The organism is Streptomyces sp. NPDC054847, assembly GCF_053610925.1.
Genome location: NZ_JBSGZJ010000111.1, coordinates 1 through 17,766, shown reverse-complemented (window position 1 = coordinate 17,766; position 17,766 = coordinate 1). Strand labels below are relative to the sequence as shown.

At 72.2% G+C, this 17,766-nt stretch carries 17 protein-coding genes; 8 read left to right on the top strand and 9 right to left on the bottom strand.

The features are described 5' to 3' along the window. The first annotated feature begins 109 nt into the window (after nucleotides 1-109). Nucleotides 110-1,477 carry an MFS transporter gene (locus tag ACWGH4_RS14455; RefSeq protein ID WP_453460049.1) on the top strand — a complete coding sequence of 456 codons (1,368 nt, stop codon included), beginning with the start codon at nucleotides 110-112 and terminating at the stop codon, nucleotides 1,475-1,477. A 78-nt stretch (nucleotides 1,478-1,555) separates the two neighbouring features. Here ACWGH4_RS14455 and ACWGH4_RS14450 read toward each other — a convergent pair whose 3' ends face one another. The 3 genes from ACWGH4_RS14450 to ACWGH4_RS14440 are packed head-to-tail and all read right to left on the bottom strand — an operon-like array spanning nucleotide 1,556 to nucleotide 3,897. Then, nucleotides 1,556-2,476 (bottom strand): EamA family transporter, encoded by a 921-nt coding sequence (locus tag ACWGH4_RS14450; protein ID WP_441266510.1) that lies wholly within the window; start codon nucleotides 2,474-2,476, stop codon nucleotides 1,556-1,558. 32 nt (nucleotides 2,477-2,508) lie between these two features. Next, nucleotides 2,509-3,207: an ArsR/SmtB family transcription factor gene (locus ACWGH4_RS14445; RefSeq protein WP_453460046.1), complete on the bottom strand. Its 699-nt coding sequence runs from the start codon at nucleotides 3,205-3,207 to the stop codon at nucleotides 2,509-2,511. A 15-nt stretch (nucleotides 3,208-3,222) separates the two neighbouring features. Continuing rightward, nucleotides 3,223-3,897, bottom strand: coding sequence for a TetR family transcriptional regulator (locus ACWGH4_RS14440; RefSeq protein ID WP_441266508.1), 675 nt, complete (start codon nucleotides 3,895-3,897; stop codon nucleotides 3,223-3,225). 62 nt (nucleotides 3,898-3,959) lie between these two features. Here ACWGH4_RS14440 and ACWGH4_RS14435 point away from each other — a divergent pair, with 62 nt between their 5' ends. Together ACWGH4_RS14435 and ACWGH4_RS14430 are read left to right on the top strand one after the other, a co-directional pair. After that, nucleotides 3,960-5,111: an acyl-CoA dehydrogenase family protein gene (locus ACWGH4_RS14435; RefSeq protein WP_453460044.1), complete on the top strand. Its 1,152-nt coding sequence runs from the start codon at nucleotides 3,960-3,962 to the stop codon at nucleotides 5,109-5,111. A 173-nt stretch (nucleotides 5,112-5,284) separates the two neighbouring features. After that, nucleotides 5,285-5,923: a TetR family transcriptional regulator gene (locus tag ACWGH4_RS14430; RefSeq protein ID WP_441266506.1), complete on the top strand. Its 639-nt coding sequence runs from the start codon at nucleotides 5,285-5,287 to the stop codon at nucleotides 5,921-5,923. Here ACWGH4_RS14430 and ACWGH4_RS14425 read toward each other — a convergent pair. Next, the gene (locus tag ACWGH4_RS14425) at nucleotides 5,911-6,375 is read right to left on the bottom strand and encodes a MaoC family dehydratase (RefSeq protein WP_453460040.1); all 465 of its coding nucleotides are present in this window, start codon (nucleotides 6,373-6,375) and stop codon (nucleotides 5,911-5,913) included. The two genes, ACWGH4_RS14430 and ACWGH4_RS14425, sit on opposite strands and share 13 nt — an antisense overlap. A 107-nt stretch (nucleotides 6,376-6,482) precedes the next feature. On the opposite strand from ACWGH4_RS14425, the gene soxR reads away from it, so the two are divergent. Continuing rightward, a complete protein-coding gene (soxR, locus tag ACWGH4_RS14420) occupies nucleotides 6,483-6,959 on the top strand; it encodes a redox-sensitive transcriptional activator SoxR (RefSeq protein WP_441266504.1) in 477 nt (158 codons plus the stop codon). Between the two features lie 76 nt (nucleotides 6,960-7,035). On the opposite strand, the gene ACWGH4_RS14415 is transcribed toward soxR, so the two are convergent. Then, the gene (locus tag ACWGH4_RS14415; RefSeq protein ID WP_441266503.1) at nucleotides 7,036-8,109 is read right to left on the bottom strand and encodes an RNA ligase (ATP); all 1,074 of its coding nucleotides are present in this window, start codon (nucleotides 8,107-8,109) and stop codon (nucleotides 7,036-7,038) included. Between the two features lie 144 nt (nucleotides 8,110-8,253). Here ACWGH4_RS14415 and ACWGH4_RS14410 point away from each other — a divergent pair, with 144 nt between their 5' ends. Then, a complete protein-coding gene (locus ACWGH4_RS14410; RefSeq protein ID WP_453460037.1) occupies nucleotides 8,254-9,006 on the top strand; it encodes a hypothetical protein in 753 nt (250 codons plus the stop codon). Between the two features lie 40 nt (nucleotides 9,007-9,046). On the opposite strand, the gene ACWGH4_RS14405 is transcribed toward ACWGH4_RS14410, so the two are convergent. The 4 genes from ACWGH4_RS14405 to ACWGH4_RS14390 form a co-directional block, all read right to left on the bottom strand. Then, nucleotides 9,047-9,658, bottom strand: coding sequence for a hypothetical protein (locus ACWGH4_RS14405; RefSeq protein ID WP_453460034.1), 612 nt, complete (start codon nucleotides 9,656-9,658; stop codon nucleotides 9,047-9,049). A gap of 101 nt (nucleotides 9,659-9,759) precedes the next feature. Next, nucleotides 9,760-11,043 (bottom strand): serine-threonine protein kinase, encoded by a 1,284-nt coding sequence (locus ACWGH4_RS14400; RefSeq protein ID WP_453460031.1) that lies wholly within the window; start codon nucleotides 11,041-11,043, stop codon nucleotides 9,760-9,762. A 78-nt stretch (nucleotides 11,044-11,121) separates the two neighbouring features. Then, a complete protein-coding gene (locus ACWGH4_RS14395) occupies nucleotides 11,122-12,441 on the bottom strand; it encodes an erythromycin esterase family protein (RefSeq protein WP_453460028.1) in 1,320 nt (439 codons plus the stop codon). A 144-nt stretch (nucleotides 12,442-12,585) separates the two neighbouring features. Next, a complete protein-coding gene (locus tag ACWGH4_RS14390; protein ID WP_441266498.1) occupies nucleotides 12,586-13,824 on the bottom strand; it encodes an exo-beta-N-acetylmuramidase NamZ domain-containing protein in 1,239 nt (412 codons plus the stop codon). 161 nt (nucleotides 13,825-13,985) lie between these two features. Here ACWGH4_RS14390 and ACWGH4_RS14385 point away from each other — a divergent pair, with 161 nt between their 5' ends. The 3 genes from ACWGH4_RS14385 to ACWGH4_RS14375 all read left to right on the top strand — a co-directional run bounded on the left by ACWGH4_RS14385 (nucleotide 13,986) and on the right by ACWGH4_RS14375 (nucleotide 17,054). Beyond that, nucleotides 13,986-14,750 carry an SDR family NAD(P)-dependent oxidoreductase gene (locus tag ACWGH4_RS14385; protein ID WP_441266497.1) on the top strand — a complete coding sequence of 255 codons (765 nt, stop codon included), beginning with the start codon at nucleotides 13,986-13,988 and terminating at the stop codon, nucleotides 14,748-14,750. After that, nucleotides 14,747-16,399 carry an AMP-binding protein gene (locus ACWGH4_RS14380; RefSeq protein WP_453460024.1) on the top strand — a complete coding sequence of 551 codons (1,653 nt, stop codon included), beginning with the start codon at nucleotides 14,747-14,749 and terminating at the stop codon, nucleotides 16,397-16,399. The genes ACWGH4_RS14385 and ACWGH4_RS14380 overlap by 4 nt, the downstream gene beginning before the upstream one ends. Before the next feature lie 61 nt (nucleotides 16,400-16,460). Beyond that, nucleotides 16,461-17,054, top strand: a complete 594-nt coding sequence (locus tag ACWGH4_RS14375; RefSeq protein WP_441266495.1) for a TetR family transcriptional regulator — start codon at nucleotides 16,461-16,463, stop codon at nucleotides 17,052-17,054. Nucleotides 17,055-17,766: the final 712 nt, after the last annotated feature.

Below are 17,766 nucleotides of genomic sequence, written 5' to 3'. Positions count from 1 at the left end.
CGTCCAACCCGTTGACCCCATACCCACCGGTCGGTACGGTCCCCGGAACTCCCCAGTGCCACCCCCCTTCTCCGACTCCGTCCCCGCATCCACCGGAGTGTGCACGTTCATGGACACCGCAGCTCAGCTCACCGACACCCCCGGCTCCACGCCCTCCGACCCCCGGCGGCGACGCGTCGCCACCGCCGCCGCCCTCGCCTCGGCCGTCGAGTGGTACGACTACTTCGTCTTCGGCATCGCCGCCGCCCTGGTCCTCGGCGACCTGTACTTCCCCGCCGGCAGCTCCTCCGCCGGTGTGCTGGCCGCCTTCGCCACCTTCGCGGTCGGTTTCCTCGCCCGCCCCGTGGGCGGCGTCATCGCCGGGCAGCTCGGCGACAAGCGGGGCCGCAAGCCGATGCTCGTCCTCGCGCTCACGCTGATGGGCCTCGCCACCGCCGGCATCGGCCTGCTCCCCACGTACGAGACGATCGGCATCGCCGCGCCCGTACTCCTCGTCCTGCTCCGCATCGTCCAGGGCATCGCGGTCGGCGCCCAGTGGGGCGGCGCGATGCTGATGGCCACCGAGTACGCCCCCGAGGGCAAGCGCGGCCTCTACGGCAGCCTCGTCCAGCTCGGCGTTCCCATCGGTGTCGTCACCGCCAACACCGTGTTCCTGGTCGCGGGCTCCCTCACGAGCGACTCCGCGTTCGCCGCCTGGGGCTGGCGGGTGCCGTTCTTCGTCGGCTTCCTCGTCCTCGGTCTCGCCTGGTACATCCACACCAAGGTCGAGGAGACGCCCGAGTTCCGTGCGGCCGAACGCGCGCTCGCCGAGAAGGAGAAGAGCGAGACCCGCTCCCCGCTGCGCACGATCCTGCGCGACCACCTCGGGACCGTGTTCCTGGCCGGCGGCTCGTTCGCCGTCAACACCGCGACGTTCTACATCATCATCACCGGCGTCCTGGACTACGCGACCCGCGAGCTCGACATGAAGCGGAGCGCCGTCCTCGCCGTGTCCCTCGGCGTGAGCCTCACCCAGCTGGTGCTGATACCCGCCGCGGCGGCCCTGTCCGACCGCATCGGACGGCTGCGGATCTATGCGGCCGGCGCCGTCGGCCTGCTGGTGTGGGCCGTGCCGATGTTCCTGCTGATCGACACCGCGTCGCTGCTCTGGCTCGGGGTGGGGACGTTCGTCACCAGCTGCTTCCTGAGCATCATGTACGGGCCCCAGGCGGCGCTCTTCGCCGAGCTGTTCACCGCGGAGATGCGCTACACCGGTGCCTCTCTCGGCTACCAGATCGCCGCCGTCTTCGGCGGCGGCCTGGCGCCGTTCATGATGGTCCTGCTGCTGGAGGCGACGGGCACGTCCATGGCGGTGTCCGGCTACATCATCGGCCTGGCCGTCATCGCGCTGATCTCCATCAAGATCCTTGCCTCCCGGGCGGCGAAGGCCGCCCCGGCGCCCTCGGCTCCCGTCCCGGCCGACGCGCACTCCGACTGACCGCCGCTCGCTCCGACCGGCCCCGGATCCGTCGCCGCACGAGGCGGCGGGCCCGGGGCCGGGGCGTCGCGGAACGCTTCAGGCGCGGGGGCCCGTGAGCTCGCTCTCGGGGGCCGGCGCCCGGCCGCGGGACCGGGACACCGCCACACCCGCGAGGCACAGCGCCCCGCCGCAGAGGGTCAGCCATCCCGGCACCTCGTCCAGCGCGAGCCAGGACATCAGCACCACCAGCGCCGGGACCGCGTACGTCGTCGCGCCCATCCGGCCGGCGGTCGTACGCGCCAGTGCGTACGCCCACGTCGTGAACGCCAGCGCCGTGGGGAAGATGCCCAGGTAGACCATGTTGAGCGTGGCCGGCACCGGCGCCCGGGACGCCTCCTCCACCAGCTGCCCGGCGAACGGCAGGCACGCCACCGCGCCCACCAGACAGCCGAACGTCGTCGCCTGGAGCGCGCTCGCGTGCGCCAGCGCAGGCTTCTGCGCCACCACGCCACCCGCGTACCCGACCGCCGCCAGCAGACAGAGCACCACGCCCAGCGTCGAGGCCCCGCCCTCGCCCGACATCGACAGGCCCACGACCACGGCGCCCGCGAACGACACGGCCATCCCCGCCACCAGCCGCGGGCCCAGTCCCTCACCCAGCAGCCGGGCGCCCAGCAGCGCGATGAGGATGGGGCCGATGTTCACCACCATCGCCGCCGTGCCCGCGTCGACCTGCTGCTCGCCCCAGTTGAGCACCACCATGTAGACGCCGAACCACAGCAGACCGGAGACGAGGATCCCCGGCCAGGCGGCACGCGGCGGCAGGCCCTCCCGCCGGATCAGCAGGACACAGCCCAGCGCGAGGGAGCCGGCGAGCAGCCGGCCGAGGGCGAGCGCGCCGGGGGAGTAGGCCTCACCCGCGCTGCGGATGGATACGAAAGCGGACGCCCAGAGCACGACGGTGACGGCGGCGGCGGCCAGGGCGGGCCACTTCGTGTGGCGGATGGGGTTCGTCATGGTGCGACCGTAAGGGCTGGACCTTTCGGGGTTCACCGCAATATCCCCGGCTCGATCCCGAGGAGCGTGTGCAACGCCCGCTCGCCGTCGTCCGTCACCTTCACGGCCCGGTCGGAGCCGATGCGAACGCACCAGCCCGCGTCCAGTGCGTGGCCGCACAGCCGGGCGCCGGCGACGCCGGCGAGGTGCGGCCTGCGCTCCGTCCAGTCGAGGCAGCCCCGTACGAGCGGGCGGCGGCCCTTGGCCGTGAGGTCGATCCCCAGGTCACCGAACCATCGGGCGCCGCGGTCCGTGAGCGCGAAGCCGGTGTCCTGGGTGAGCAGTCCGCGGGCGGTCATGGCCCGGGTGATCGTGATGCCGAGCCGTCCTGCCAGATGGTCGTAGCAGGTCCGTCCCCGCGCCAGGGCTCCGGCGACGGTCGACTCGCGCAGGGACCGCGGCTCCGGAGGAGGTCCGGGCGACGCGTGCGCGGCGAGTTCCTCGACGAGGTGCGCCACCCGGTCGTCGGCGAGCCTGACGTACCGGTGCCTGCCCTGCCGTTCCTCCGAGAGCAGCCCGCCCGCGACGAGCTTGCCGAGGTGCTCGCTCGCGGTCGACGGGGCGACCCGGGCGTGCCGGGCGAGCTCCCCGGCCGTCCAGGCCCGCCCGTCGAGGAGGGCGAGGGCGAAGCACGCGCGGGTCTCGTCGGCGAGCAGCGCGGCGAAGGCGGCGAGGTAGCGGGAGGAGGTCATGCCTCCCAGGATGCGTCAGGGACGTTTCGGCGCCGACCGAAGGGTGGCGCCGTGGCGGACGGTCTCGTACTGGAGCGCCAGGCCGTCGAGCAGGGCCTCGAGTCCCGTCTCGAACGCCCCTTGGTCCACCTGCTCCTGCCGGTCCGCCAGCAGGTGGGCCTGGCCCAGGTGCGGGTAGTCCGCCGGGTCGTACGCCGTCGCGTCGTCGACGAAGCCGCGGGCGAAGGAGCCCAGCGCGGAGCCGGTGATGAAGTAGCGCATCAGGGCGCCGATGCGGGTCGCGTGGGCGGGTGGCCAGCCTGCGCGGACCATCGCGCCGAACACGGCGTCCGCGACCTTGAGGCCGGCCGGGCGGCGGCCGGGGCCGCGGGCGAGGACGGGCACGGTGTTGGGGTGGGCGCTCAGGGCGGCCCGGTAGGAGACGGCCCAGTCGTGCAGGGCGGTGCGCCAGTCGCGGTCGTCGTCCTCGTCGAACATCGACAGGTCGACACGGGCGCTGACCGCGTCGGCGACCGCGTCGAGGATCTCGTCCTTGTTGCGGAAGTGGTTGTAGAGGGAGGGGCCGCTGACGCCGAGCTCCGCGGCGAGCCGGCGGGTGGAGACCGCGTCGAGGCCCTCCGCGTCCACGAGCGCGCTCGCCGTCTCGACGATGCGTTCTCTGCTGAGGAGGGGCTTGCGCGGGCGGGCCATGCGGCACATAGTAGGCCCTGCACAAATAAACTAGCAGTGATAGTTAAAGTGGGGTGCCCGCAATGAACCTGGAGCTCGACGAGGAGCAGACGGCCGTCCGGCAGCTGGCGAAGGACTTCGTGGACCGTGAGATCACCCCGCACGTCGTGGAGTGGGACCGCGCGGAGAGCGTCGAGCGGGGCATCGTCAAGAAGCTGGGCGCGCTCGGCTTCCTCGGCCTCACGATCGACGAGGAGTACGGCGGCTCCGGCGGCGACCACCTCGCCTACTGCCTGGTGACCGAGGAGCTCGGCCGCGGTGACTCCTCCGTGCGCGGCATCGTCTCCGTCTCCCTCGGCCTGGTCGCCAAGACCGTCGCCGCTCACGGGACCGAGGAGCAGAAGCGCGACTGGCTGCCCCGGCTCACCTCCGGCGAAGCCCTCGGCTGCTTCGGCCTCACCGAGCCCGGCACCGGCTCCGACGCGGGAAACCTGATCACCCGGGCCGTCGCCGACGGCGGCGACTACGTGATCAACGGCTCCAAGATGTTCATCACCAACGGCACCTGGGCGGACGTGGTGCTGCTGTTCGCCAGGACCAACGACACGCCCGGCCACAAGGGCGTGTCCGCCTTCCTCGTCCCCACCGGCACCCCCGGGCTGACCCGCCGCACCGTCCACGGAAAGCTGGGGCTGCGCGGCCAGGCCACCGCGGAGCTGGTGCTCGAGGACGTCCGGGTCCCGGCGTCCGCCATGCTCGGCGCCGAGGGCAAGGGATTCTCCATCGCCATGTCCGCACTCGCCAAGGGCCGGATGTCGGTCGCCGCCGGCTGTGTCGGCATCGCGCAGGCCGCCCTCGACGCCGCGGTCGGATACGCCAAGGAGCGCGAGCAGTTCGGCAAGCCCATCGCGCACTACCAGCTGGTGCAGGAGCTGCTCAGCGACATCGCCGTCGACGTGGACGCCGCCCGCCTGCTGACGTGGCGGGTCGCCGACCTGATCGACCGGGGGGAGCCCTTCGCCACCGCCGCCTCCCAGGCCAAGCTGTTCGCCTCCGAGGCCGCCGTCCGCTGCGCCAACAACGCCCTCCAGGTCTTCGGCGGCTACGGCTACATCGACGAGTACCCCGTCGGCAAGCTGGTGCGCGACGCCCGTGTGATGACGCTGTACGAGGGCACCAGCCAGATCCAGAAGCTGATCATCGGCCGTGCGCTGACCGGGGTCTCCGCGTTCTGACGCCGTTCGCCCGGCAGGAGACGGGCCGGATCGTGAGCCGGGCGGCACGGGCCGGCCCCCGGGAAGCCGCTCGCGGAGCACGATCCGCCCCGGAAGCCGTGCTCAGGCTCTAAGCGCTTGCTCACCGTCGGGGTATGGTGTTCGTCCTGTGCCACGAAAGGGGCGAACGAGCGATGAGTGCGGCGGACGAGACGGCGGACCGGGCGGCCGGCGAGGAGCAGCCGTGGGACGAGGTCACACCCGAGGCGGCCAGGAAACTGCTCATCGCCGCCGTGGAGGCCTTCGCCGAGCGCGGTTACCACGCGACCACCACCCGGGACATCGCCGGCCGGGCCGGCATGAGCCCGGCAGCGCTCTACATCCACTACAAGACCAAGGAAGAGCTGCTCCACCGGATCAGCCGGATCGGGCACGACAAGGCCCTCGAGATCCTGGGCGCCGCCTACGCCGGCGCGGGCACGCCCACCGACCGGCTGGCCGACGCCGTGCGCTCCTTCGTCCGCTGGCACGCCGGCCGGCACACCACCGCCCGAGTGGTGCAGTACGAACTCGAAGCGCTCAGCGAGACCCACCGCACCGAGATCACCGGCCTGCGCAGGCAGAGCGACGCCGTGGTGCGCCGCATTCTCGAAGAGGGTGTGGAGGCCGGCGAGTTCGACGTGCCGGACGTGCCCGGGACGGCCGTCGCCGTGCTGTCGCTCTGCATCGACGTGGCGCGCTGGTTCAACACCAAGGGGCGTCGGACGCCCGACGAGGTCGGCGCGCTCTACGCCGACCTCGTCCTGCGCATGGTGAGCGCTCAGAAGAAGTAGCGCGACAGCGACTCCGCCACGCACACCGGCTTGTCGCCGCCCTCGCGCTCGACGGTGACGAGGGCGGTCACCTGCACGCCCCCGCTGCCCGCCTCCTCGACGCTCTGCAGCACCGCGGTGGCCCGCAGCCGCGAGCCCACGGGCACGGGGGCGGGGAAACGGACCTTGTTGGTGCCGTAGTTGATGCCCATCTTCATGCCCTCGACCCGGAGCACCTGCGGCACCAGGGCGGGCAGCAGCGACAGCGTCAGATAGCCGTGGGCGATCGTCGTGCCGAACGGGCCGGTCGCGGCGCGCTCGGGGTCCACGTGGATCCACTGGTGATCGCCGGTGGCGTCGGCGAAGAGATCGATCCGCTTCTGGTCGACCTCGAGCCAGTCGCTGTGTCCCAGCTGCTCGCCCACCCCTGCGCGCAGCTCCTCTGGGGAAGTGAAGATCCTCGGCTCTGCCATGTCCTGGTGCCTGCCTCTCGACCGTTGTGACACTCATGTCTAAGCGCTTGCTCAGCATGGTTGGGTGGGCGCCCTCCTGTCAACGACGGACCAGTAGGCTTCGAGGAGTGCCACAGATTCCAGAGAAGATCCACGAGCTCACGGTCGGCCAGCTCTCGGCGCGCAGCGGAGCCGCCGTGTCCGCCCTGCACTTCTACGAGTCCAAGGGCCTCATCAGCAGCCGCCGCACCAGCGGGAACCAGCGCCGCTACGGCAGGGACGCACTGCGCCGGGTCGCCTTCGTGCGCGCCGCCCAGCGCGTCGGCATCCCGCTCGCCACCATCAGGGACGCCCTCGCCGAGCTGCCCGAGGAGCGGACGCCCGACCGTGACGACTGGGCGCGGCTCTCCCGGGCCTGGCGCGGCGAACTCGACGAGCGCATCAAGCAGCTCAGCCGGCTCCGCGACCATCTGACCGACTGCATCGGCTGCGGCTGCCTCTCCCTGGAGACCTGCGTCCTGTCCAACCCGGACGACGTGTTCGGCGAGCAGCTGACCGGTTCACGGCTGCTGCCGGAGCGGCGCCGCGCGGGCGAAGGGGGCTGACTCGGAACGCGACGGGCCCGGTCCCCCGGACCGGGCCCGCGTGCGCCCCGCGCGTACTCGCTCGTTCGGGCAGGAGTCACTCGAACTCCGTACCGCCCTTGCGGGTCAGGTACGCCGGGCTGACCGCCTTCGCGATCGCCCGCCCGCCGGTGACCGGGCTGTACCGCTCCACCACGGGCCGCACGACGACGCCCTCCCGCAGGTGCAGTCGCCGGCCCGACACCGTCTCACGGCCGTTCGCCAGCTCCAGCACCGTGTCCACGTCGAACGGGCCCTTGAACAGCCGGGGCACCACCGGCAGTTCACCGCCGAGGACGGCCGCCGCGTCCAGCCAGCGGACCCGGCCGTCGATCTCCGCGGAGATGTCGAACACGGCATAGCCCGGCGCGGTCTCCGTCCTGGCGTTCTTGCCGTAGCCGAGGTCCTGCACCCCGGCGCCGTACACCTCGGCGAACACACCCACCCGGCTCGCGCCCAGCTTCTCGGCCAGGCGTGCCGCGATCTTGGGCACGCCGTGCCCGCGGACCGCGCGCCAGTACAGGTTGGCCGGGTCCTCCTTGAGCGCCAGGCCCTTGGCGCCGAAACCCTTGGACGAGACCTGCACCCGGCCGCCGTCCGCCGTGCTGCAGGTCGTCAGGCAAGCGGTGCCGTGCAGCTTCTCGGTGATCACGACGGCCTCGCCCGGCTCGAAGATGCCCGGATAACGCTGGAGATTCTCGATGTCCACCCAGGGCAGCAGGCCGGGCGCCGCCTCGATCTCGCCACTCATCCTGGACGGCACCGGCGGCGCCCACTTGGTGATCGAGAGCAGCTCCGCGAAGTCCGTTCCCTCCGCGGCCGCCCGCACCAGATCGACGTCCGCCAGCGCCCGGGGCCGGCACACGATCCCCTGCGAGAGCTCCCCCCGCAGCCGCACCGCCTTGACCCGGTCGGACTCGCCGCCCGCCAGACGGCCGGTCAGCCCCAGTTCGTCGATGAGCGCCGCCGGGAGGACCGCCTGCTCGGGGATGTAGAGCGCGGCGTCACCGGTGCGGTAGACGCCCTTCGCGACGACGGCCCGGTACAGACCCACCTGGGCCACCTCCAGGGCGTCGGCGTTCGGATGCTCGTGAACGGTCAGCAGTTCGGCGGTGACGCGCAGCGTCGACATCTCATGGCTCCTCGTTGGTGGTTCGCATCACCGCCAACTGTCGTGCCGCCCAATCCCGGTGGCCCACCGGTTTTCCACCCTGGTAGCGTCGCGCCCTTCGGCGGGCGGAGCCGCGACCGGAGTACTCGACAGGACGTGGCGCACATGGCCTCACCGGCACTCGACGCGGCGGTGGACCGCATACGGACGGTCTTCGCCGGCATGACCAGCCCCGTGGAGACGGGCTGCGGCATGTGCCATCTGCCCGAGGAGACGGCGCTGCTGCGCACACCGGACGTGGAACTGCCCGACGACGTGCTGCGGCTGTTCGCCCACGAGGTGCCGAACCACTTCGACGACCATCCGGCGGTGATGCGCCGGATCCTGCCGCAGCTGGCGGCGCGGCTGGCCACGGGCCGGTTCGCCGGTCTCGACGCCTACGAGCTGACCGGCCTCGCCCGCTCCGGCTGGTCCGCCTGGCCCGCCGAACAGGCCTGCGCCGTACGGGTTTTCCTCGAGGCGTGGTGGGCGGACACGGTCACCTCCGACGCACCGCCGTACCCGGTGCACGATGTGTTCGAGTCGTGCGTGACCGCCGGCTCCACCGTGACGCCGTATCTGGTCGTGTGGGCGGGGCAACCGCTCGGCGGACCGGCCGACCGGCATCTGGCCGATTGCCTCGAGCGGTGGATCGACGATCTGATCGGCGACCTCACGTCGCCCCTCTTCAGCTGGTGGAGCCACCCCTACCGCGACGAGCCCCTCGCGGAGCTCCAGGCGTGGCTCGTCGAGCACGCGCTCCCGCGGCTGCGCGCCGGTGGCGCCGACCCGCTGCTGCTGTTCCGGACGGGACTGCTGGCCCTGCCGTACGACAGGCGCTGGACCGAGGAGGTGTGGGCCACGGCTCCGGACTCCTGAGCCGGGCGGGTTCCGGCCCCCGTACCGGAACCCCCGCGTCTCAGGCGACGGACGCGAGCTCGCGCAGGCCCGCCCGCTTCGCCGCGGCGACGGCTTCCGCCGTCAGCACGGGCTGGGGGACGACGATGCCGCAGCCGGTGCAGACCGGACCGGACCACGGTTCGTGCTCCAGGTCCTGCCGCCACACGATGTGCGTGTCCGAGCACACCGGGCAGGCTCTGCCCGGCTCCGCCTCCAGCGCGCCGATCAGGCGGCGCAGCACCTCGGCCAACGGCGCCGACGGGTGCTCCGTCCAGGTGTCGCAACGGGCCACACCGTTGCCGCCCCACGTCCTGCGGTGCCAGTCGTCGATGTGTCCGGGCCGCCGCAGCCCGTCGTGCTTCTCCCGTTTGCGGCGGTCCGCGAAGTTGTCCTCGTAGGCGAGCCAGACGGCCCGCGCCTCTTCGAGTTCCTCGAGCGCGGCCACCAGCCGCGCCGGATCCGGGGCCCTGTCCTCCGGGTCGATACGGTGCCTGCCGCACAGGTGGTCCCATGTGGCGCGGTGTCCGTACGGGGCGAAGCGTTCCAAACATTTGCGCAGTGAGTAGCGCCGCAGCGCCAGGTCACACCGTGGGTCACGCACCTGTCTCGCGAGACTCCGGAAACCGGCCATCGCAAGTCCACCTCCGTCGCTGGTACATCGGCGTTGAAGAATGGACGTAGGAGTGCCCGTTTCGGCTCCATCGAAAAGAGAAACGTGCCGGTTCGGCCGGATCACGTCCCTGGCACGGCGCCCCCTATCCGTCCAGCCGTCAGCACCACCCGTGCCAGTTCCTCATGACAGATGTCACCGTGAGCGCCCGTCGGCGGACGGCCGTGGCGCACCACGGCGGAGGCGTCGACGCTGACGCAACCCGCGGCCGGCACCCCGCCGCGCAGCGCCTCGTCCAGCGTCAGCCGGGGCGTGTTCGCGACGCCCTGGATTCCGTCGTGTCCCATCGCCCACCACCGCGGGTCCGCCCCCGCCGCGTCCGGCGTGTCGCCGGCCAGGCTCGACGCCAGTGGGTAGAACACCCCGAGCGCGGTGTCGTGCCGTGAATGGCACGCCACCACCGGCCCGTCGACCAGCTGCTCGAAGCCGCCCAGCACTCCGCGGCGGGACGGCGCGTGCGGCAGGCCGGTGGCGAACGCGTAGTGGGAGAAAGCCGCCTGGAGCAGCGTCACCGACTTCACGTTGCACGCCCCCTCCGGCAGCCCGCGCAGCGCGAACGCGACCAGCCTCGCGCCGTGACCGTGGCCGACGAGATGCACGCGCACCTGCGGTGCGGAGCGGGACAGCCGTCCCAGCAGCGGACCGAGACCCAGCTCGCCGACGGTGCCGGCCCGCCGTTTCATCGCGTAGTACGTCGTCTGGCGCAGCAGCTCCTTCGCGCCCCGCCAGGCCGGCCCCGCAGCACCGTCCGGTGCGTGGACGCCGAGGGCCGCCGCGAGACGCCGGCAGAGCGTCAGGGGGTCCTCGTACAGGACGGCCGGCGGTCCCTGCTCGTCGCGCGGCAGGTCCTCGGCGAAGCCCGCCTCCAGGCCGCCCGGCGGGACCGCCGCCAACTGCCTTGCCAGCATTCCGAATTCGGCGAAGGCCGCCCGGGAGTCCGGCTGTTCGCCGAGCAGCCATGCCAGCCGCCCGACGGTCGCCGTGTGTCCCGGGAACAGACCGGTGAGCAGCTCGCGCGTCGCCCCGTCCAGCCCGGCGCCCCGCGCCGGCGCGTCGACGGCCTGTTCCGAGCCTGGGAACGGCTCGTCGGGGAACCGCATCGAGGGCCACAGCACGCCGGCGTACCCGACCTGCGTGCCCGGCCTGCCGCCCGCCAGTTTGGGGAAGGGCGCGAAGAACGCGGAGTGCAGCCGGCGGGCCAGAGCGGGGGAGTTGTTCCAGCCATGTGCGAAGACGACGAGATCGGTGACCTCCAGCCCGGCGAGCGTGTCGTACGGACCGCCGCCCGGGTCGCCGTCCGCGTCGAAGCAGATCTCCCGGTACGGCTGCACACTCATGCCCGCCATGGCCCGCCCCTCCCCTTGCGCTCCGCTGCTGGCCCAGCATCCTGCGCAAGAGGAGAAACGGCCATACCCCGCGAGAGGTCAGAGACGGTCGGCCGCGCTGACGCGGTGCAGATGGACCAGGACGTCGTACGAGGAGAGCAGCCGCAGCGGTTCGGGTTCGGCGGGCCAGGCGTTGCCGATGTCCCTCGACGGCCGGGTGCCTCCCAGCCACGCACGGGCGCTTGGGGAAGCGGTACGCAGGTCCAGGTAGTAGTCGTGGGGCGCCACCCGCTCCAGCGTGTGCTCGTTGCTGCCCGGCGCCGGCCGGCCCACGGAGAAGGTGCGCAGGGGTTCCGCGGGATCGGTGAGGTCCAGGGCGTTGAACGAGCCGCGGCCGAAGGTGAAGCCGACGCTGACGTAGTCGTCGCCCACCATCTCCCGCAGGAAAGTGCCCTGGACCTTCGGATAGCGCTCGGGGCTGTTGGTCTCGAGGCGGACATGGCCGTTGTGGGCGGAGAGCAGCATGCGGTGCCCGGTCCGCCGCTGCCACCAGACCGTGTTCTCCGCCATGACCTGGTCCCGGTAGCGCATCGCTGCCCCCACCTGAGCGGGGTCGAACAGGTCGTAGGAGAACTCGGTCCCGGTCTGGGCGATCGCCCTGGCGTGCTGGACGATCCAGGCATGCCTGACCCGGTCGGGTCCCGGCCGCTGCCGCTCCAGCAGGGCGAGGGCCCGCTGTACGTCCTGCGCCATGGCACGGCGCTCGGGGAGCGGCCGGCGCAGATTGCCCTTGATGGTGTCCTCGACGCCGCCCGTCGGCCGCGACGCCGCGTAGAGCCGGCGGAACTCGGGCAGCAGCCACGGGTAGTGCTCCGCGACGTAACCGGTCACCTCGTCGAACAGCCGCGGACCCGCGTAGGCGAGGTCGTTGCCCATGAACTGCACCTGCCGGTGCGGGTGACGGAGGTTGTGCTGCCGCATCCAGCGGACCAGGTCCAGATACTCGCGGGTGTGCCAGATCAGATACGACTCCTGGAACTCCTCGCGCATGATCGTGCGGGGGTCGCCCTTGCCGTACAGGACATAGTCGTTGAGCCGGAGCCCGGCGCTCCAGTTCGCCTCCAGGGCGTAGGTGGTGAAGCCCTTGTGCTCGACCAGGTACCGGAACAGCCGGTGCTTGGTGGTGAAGAACTCGGAGGAGCCGTGGGTCGCCTCGCCGACGCCGACGATCGTCGCGGAACCGACCGCCTTCTCCAGCGGACGCAGGTCCCGCAGCGGCTCCGCCGCCCGCGCGAGCGCGCGCACGGGGGAGTCGTGGTGGGGATCCGCGCGCACCGGCCCTGCCACGACGAGCGACAGCAGGGCCGGCAGCAGGAACAGCAGCCAGGGCCGTAAGGGGTGACGCGGTGAATGATCCATGGACCCAGCCTCGCGGCGCTGCGGCCGCCCGGCGATGGGGCGGGTCCCCTTACCGGGGTGGGGATTTCCCCACCGGACTCTCCACCGGCTTCCCCGCCGGCCCCTTCGCCGCGGGCGCGGTGGTGCCGGCCGTGCGACCGTCGCTCAATAGCGCAGGTACCGCTTCCGTACGGCCCTGAACGCGGCCAGATCGTCCTGCCAGGCGCCGACGACCTCGTCGGTGTCCGCGCCCGCGTCGATCAGGGTGCGCACGCGGGTGGAACCGGTCAGCTTGTCGATCCAGTTGTCGGAGCGCCAGGCGAAGCCGCTCCAGCTCCGCTTCGCCGTCACCAGCAGGCCGATCCCCGCGCGGACCGGGTCGAAGGCCTTGCGGTCGTGGACGTGGAGCTGCACTCCGCCGACGGTCTTGCCCTGCCACTTGGAGAAGGTGGGCGCGAAGTACGCCTCACGGAAGCGGACGCCGGGCAGACCGAGACCGTTGGCCGCCTCCGCCCAGGCCGGGCCGATGCCCTCAGCGCCCAGCAGCTCGAAGGGACGGGTGGTGCCGCGGCCCTCCGAGAGATTCGTGCCCTCGAACAGGCAGGTGCCGGAGTAGACCAGCGCTGTCTCCGGGGTGGGCATGTTGGGGCTGGGCGGGACCCATGGCAGGCCCGTGTCGTCGAAGAAGTCCCCCCGCCGCCACCCCGACATCCGTACGATGTCGAGCTCGACCGGCCGGGACAGGAACTCGCCGTTGAACAGCAGCGCCAGTTCGGCGACGGTCATGCCGTGTGCCTGGGAGATCGGTTCCCGGCCCACGAACGTCGCGAAAGCCTTGTCGAGCACCGGCCCGAGCGCCGCCCTGCCGGTGACCGGGTTCGGCCGGTCGAGGACGACGAAGCGCTTGCCGGCGAGGGCCGCCGCCTGCATGCAGTCGAACAGCGTCCAGATGTACGTGTAGAAGCGGGCGCCCGCGTCCTGGATGTCGAAGACGACGGTGTCCACGCCGGAGGCCGTGAAGATGTCGGCGAGCGGCTGTCCGCTCTTGAGGTACGTGTCGTAGACGGGCAGCCCCGTCGCCGGGTCGTCGTAGCGGCCCTCGGAGCCGCCGGCCTGCGCGGTGCCGCGGAAGCCGTGCTCGGGGCCGAAGACCGCGACGAGGTCCACGCGGTCGTCGGCGTGCATCACGTCCACGATGTGGCGTACGTCGCGGGCGATGCCCGTCGGGTTGGTGACCATGCCGACGCGCTGCCCGGACAATGCCGCGTACCCGTCGGCCGCCAGGCGTTCGAAACCGGTGTGGACCCGGCCGCGACCCTGGGCCGCGGCGGGCGTGGGGGCCGCGGCGAGTGCACCCACCGCGCCGCCGCCCGCGACCAGCAAACCCCGTCTGGACAGGCTCATCGAGCTACCTCCGTGATCGCCGTGTGTCATGACCACTGCACGCTAGCGCTCATGTCGGTCCCGGGGAACGACCCCGGCAAGTGGTTGTGCCCCCCTTCCGAAGTGACATACCGACTGGTTAGTCTGCGCCCACGGGACCTGGGTACGGAAAGGCGGAGCTGATGAGTACGGTGCAAGGTGCTGGTGTTGTGGTCACGGGCGCGGGCGGAGGCATCGGAGCCGCACTCGCCCGCCGCTTCGCCGCGGAAGGCGCCAAGGTGGTCGTCAACGACATCGACCCCGGCAAGGCCAAGACCGTCGCCGACGAGATCGGCGCCGTCGCCGTGCCCGGCGACGCATCACAGATCGTCGAGGAGGCCCGTGACGCCCTCGGCGGCGTCGTGGACGTCTACTGCGCCAACGCCGGGCTCGCCTCCGGCGGTGACGCCTTCGCCGACGAGGACGTATGGGCAGCGGCCTGGGACGTCAACGTGATGGCCCATGTCCGCGCGAGCAGGATCCTGCTCCCGGACTGGCTCGAGCGCGGCTCCGGACGCTTCGTGTCCACCGTCTCCGCCGCCGGACTCCTCACCATGATCGGCGCGGCGCCCTACAGCGTCAGCAAGCACGGCGCCCTTGCCTACGCCGAGTGGCTCTCCCTCACCTACCGGCACCGCGGCATCAAGGTCCACGCGATCTGCCCCCAGGGCGTACGGACCGACATGCTGACCGCCAGCGGCAGCGCCGGCGAACTCGTCCTCACCCCCACCGCGATCGAGCCCGAGGACGTCGCCGACTCCCTCTTCGAGGCCATGGCGGAGGACCGCTTCCTCGTCCTGCCGCACGCGGAGGTCGCCGGATACTACGCGGCCCGCGCGACGCAGAACGACCGCTGGCTGGCCGGCATGAGCCACCTCCAGCAGAAGTGGGAGGAGGCCCGCCGATGAGCTCGATCTACGCCGCCAGGCCCTGGCTCTCCCAGCTCAGCGACGCCCAGCGGGCGCCGGTCGACCCGCCCGCGACCGTGCTGCACGCCTTCCGCGCCGCCGTCGGCCGGGCCCCCGGTCACACGGCGCTCGCCTACTTCGACGGACGCCTGACCTACCGCGAGACCGACGGACTGTCCGACTCCGTCGCCGGGCACCTCGCCGCCCGCGGGATCTCCCGCGGGGACCGGGTCGCGATCATGCTCCAGAACACCCCCCACTTCGTGATCGCCCTGCTCGGCGCGTGGAAGGCCGGAGCCACCGTCGTCCCCCTCAACCCGATGTACAAGTCGGGCGAGGTCGCGCACGTCCTCGCCGACGCCGAGGTGAGCGCGCTGATCTGCTCCGACCGCGCCTGGGAGGGACACCTGCGCGACTGCGCCGCCGCGTCGCCCGTCCGGCTGGCCCTCACCGCCTGCGAGCTGGACCTTCAGACGCGGGGCGACGAACGGGTCCTCGGCTTCGAGCGCACCGCGCCCGCCGACGACGCGGACGACCTCCTCGCCGTCGCCCGCCAGGGCCTCCCGGCACCGGCCGGCCGTGAACTCACGGCCACCGACGTCGCGCTGATCAGCTACACGTCCGGCACCAGCGGCACCCCCAAGGGCGCCATGAACCTGCACGGCGGCATCACCTACAACGCGGAACGCCAGCGCACCGGCCACCCCGTGCCCGAAGGCGCCTGCTACTTCGTGCTCGCGCCGCTGTTCCACATCACCGGCATGGTCTGCCAGCTCGCCGCCTGCATCGCCAACGCGGGCACCCTGGCACTCGCCTACCGCTTCGAGGCCGGTGTCGTCCTCGACGCGTTCCTCGAGCACCGTCCCGCGTACACCGTCGGCCCGTCGACCGCCTTCATGGCCCTCGGCGCCCACCCCTCGGCCACGCCGGAGCACTTCGAGTCCTTCCGGGTGATCTCCTCCGGCGGGGCGCCCGTGCCGCCCGCGCTCGTCGAGAAGTTCAGAGCCGGCTTCGGCCCCTACATCCGCAACGGCTACGGGCTCACGGAGTGCACCGCCCCCTGCGCTGCCGTACCCCCGGAGAGGGAGGCCCCCGTCGACCCGGCCTCCGGCACCCTCTCCGTCGGACTCCCCGGCCCCGACACGGTCGTCCGGATCATCGACGACAAGGGCGAGGACGTGCCCTTCGGCGAGCAGGGCGAGATCGCGGTCTCCGGCCCGCAGGTCGTGCCCGGCTACTGGCGGCTCCCCGAGGCCACCGCGGAGGCCTTCCCCGACGGCGAACTGCGCACCGGCGACATCGGCTTCATGGACGAGGACGGCTGGCTCTACGTCGTCGACCGCAAGAAGGACATGATCAACGCCTCCGGCTTCAAGGTCTGGCCGCGCGAGGTCGAGGACGTCCTCTACACCCACCCCGCCGTCCGCGAGGCGGCCGTCGTGGGCATCCCCGACGCCTACCGGGGCGAGAGCGTGAAGGCGTTCGTCAGCCTGCGGCCCGGGGCGGTGGCGGAACCGGAAGAGATCTCCGCGTACTGCGCCGAGCGGCTGGCCGCCTACAAGTACCCCCGCGAGGTCGAGGTCCTGCCGGAGCTCCCCAAGACGACAAGTGGGAAGATCCTCAGGCGGGAACTGCGTTCCCCCGCGTAGCAGCCGGCCGAGCACGGCACGGACAGCACTCCGAAGACAGCGAGAAAGGCGGGTGGCGGCAATGGCCAGGACGACGGACGGGGACGGCACCCCCGTCCCGCAGAGGCTGCTGGCCGCCGCCACCCGCCTCTTCGCGGAACGCGGCTACGACCGCACATCGGTCCAGGAGATCGTGGAGGCGGCCGGCGTCACCAAGGGCGCGCTCTACCACTACTTCGGTTCGAAGGAGGACCTCCTCCAGGAGGTCTACGCCCGCGTGCTCCGCGTCCAGCAGCAGCGCCTCGACGCATACGCGGACGCCGACGAGCCCGTCGAGACCCGGCTGCGCGGGGCGGCGGCGGACGTCGTCGTCACCACGATCGAGAACCTCGACGACGCGGACATCTTCTTCCGCTCCATGCACCACCTGAGCCCGGAGAAGCACAAGCAGGTACGCGCGGAACGCCGCCGCTACCACGAGCGCTTCCGCGCGCTGGTGGAGGAGGGGCAGCGGGACGGCGTCTTCTCGTCGGCCACCCCGGCGGACCTGGTGGTCGACTACCACTTCGGCTCGATCCACCACCTGTCGACCTGGTACCGCCCGGACGGCCCCCTGACGAAGCAACAGGTCGCGGACCACTTGGCGGACCTGCTGCTGAGGGCGCTGCGGCCGTAGCGGGGCGGTCGTGCCCGCCGCGTGGCTCGTCCGCTGCGCGGGGGGCGTGGCGTCGGGGGCGGGCTGTTCCGCTGCCGGGGCGTGCGCCTGCGGCGGGCTTGTCCCCTCCCCGCCCCTTCCCGCAACCGGGCTTCGCCCGGACCCTGTACCGCCCTGCGGGCGGCGTTCCGGGGTGGGAGCGGACCTTGTTCGCCTTGCGGGCGGCGATCCGGCTGCGTGCGGACCGTATCGCCTTGCGGGCGGCGGTTCCGTGATGGGTGTGGACCCGTGTCGCCTTGCGGGCGCCGGTTTCGTGCTGCGTGCGGACCTTGTATCGCCTTGCGGGCGGTGTTCCGGGCTGCGCGCGGAGCCCGTACCGCCCTGCGGGCGGCTTACTGTGCTGCGTGCGGACCGTACCGCCCTGTGGGCGGCGGTTCCGTGATGGGTGTGGACCCGTACCGCCTGCGGGGGACAATTCCGCGCTGCGTGCGGACCCCGTACCGCCTTGCAGACGAGGTTCCGGGCTGGGCACGGACTTGTATCGCCTTGCGGCGGTGTCCCCGGCTGGCGTGCGGTGCCCGTACCCCCTTGCGGGCGGCCTTCCGGGCTGCGCGCGGCCCTCCAGCGCCTGGCGGGATTCGCTCCGCCAAATCGGCCCCGCCGAACGGAGGCACTCCGCCCTCGGCGGGCAACTCCAGCCTCGCCGGCGTTTGAGGCGCGGGGGTCCGGGGGC

Coding starts and splice junctions, on each gene's coding strand:
- ACWGH4_RS14455 (WP_453460049.1), top strand. CDS start 110: ATGGACACCGCAGCTCAGCTCACCGACACCCCCGGCTCCACGCCCTCC.
- ACWGH4_RS14450 (WP_441266510.1), bottom strand. CDS start 2,476: ATGACGAACCCCATCCGCCACACGAAGTGGCCCGCCCTGGCCGCCGCC.
- ACWGH4_RS14445 (WP_453460046.1), bottom strand. CDS start 3,207: ATGACCTCCTCCCGCTACCTCGCCGCCTTCGCCGCGCTGCTCGCCGAC.
- ACWGH4_RS14440 (WP_441266508.1), bottom strand. CDS start 3,897: ATGGCCCGCCCGCGCAAGCCCCTCCTCAGCAGAGAACGCATCGTCGAG.
- ACWGH4_RS14435 (WP_453460044.1), top strand. CDS start 3,960: ATGAACCTGGAGCTCGACGAGGAGCAGACGGCCGTCCGGCAGCTGGCG.
- ACWGH4_RS14430 (WP_441266506.1), top strand. CDS start 5,285: ATGAGTGCGGCGGACGAGACGGCGGACCGGGCGGCCGGCGAGGAGCAG.
- ACWGH4_RS14425 (WP_453460040.1), bottom strand. CDS start 6,375: ATGGCAGAGCCGAGGATCTTCACTTCCCCAGAGGAGCTGCGCGCAGGG.
- ACWGH4_RS14415 (WP_441266503.1), bottom strand. CDS start 8,109: ATGTCGACGCTGCGCGTCACCGCCGAACTGCTGACCGTTCACGAGCAT.
- ACWGH4_RS14410 (WP_453460037.1), top strand. CDS start 8,254: ATGGCCTCACCGGCACTCGACGCGGCGGTGGACCGCATACGGACGGTC.
- ACWGH4_RS14405 (WP_453460034.1), bottom strand. CDS start 9,658: ATGGCCGGTTTCCGGAGTCTCGCGAGACAGGTGCGTGACCCACGGTGT.
- ACWGH4_RS14400 (WP_453460031.1), bottom strand. CDS start 11,043: ATGGCGGGCATGAGTGTGCAGCCGTACCGGGAGATCTGCTTCGACGCG.
- ACWGH4_RS14395 (WP_453460028.1), bottom strand. CDS start 12,441: ATGGATCATTCACCGCGTCACCCCTTACGGCCCTGGCTGCTGTTCCTG.
- ACWGH4_RS14390 (WP_441266498.1), bottom strand. CDS start 13,824: ATGAGCCTGTCCAGACGGGGTTTGCTGGTCGCGGGCGGCGGCGCGGTG.
- ACWGH4_RS14385 (WP_441266497.1), top strand. CDS start 13,986: ATGAGTACGGTGCAAGGTGCTGGTGTTGTGGTCACGGGCGCGGGCGGA.
- ACWGH4_RS14380 (WP_453460024.1), top strand. CDS start 14,747: ATGAGCTCGATCTACGCCGCCAGGCCCTGGCTCTCCCAGCTCAGCGAC.
- ACWGH4_RS14375 (WP_441266495.1), top strand. CDS start 16,461: ATGGCCAGGACGACGGACGGGGACGGCACCCCCGTCCCGCAGAGGCTG.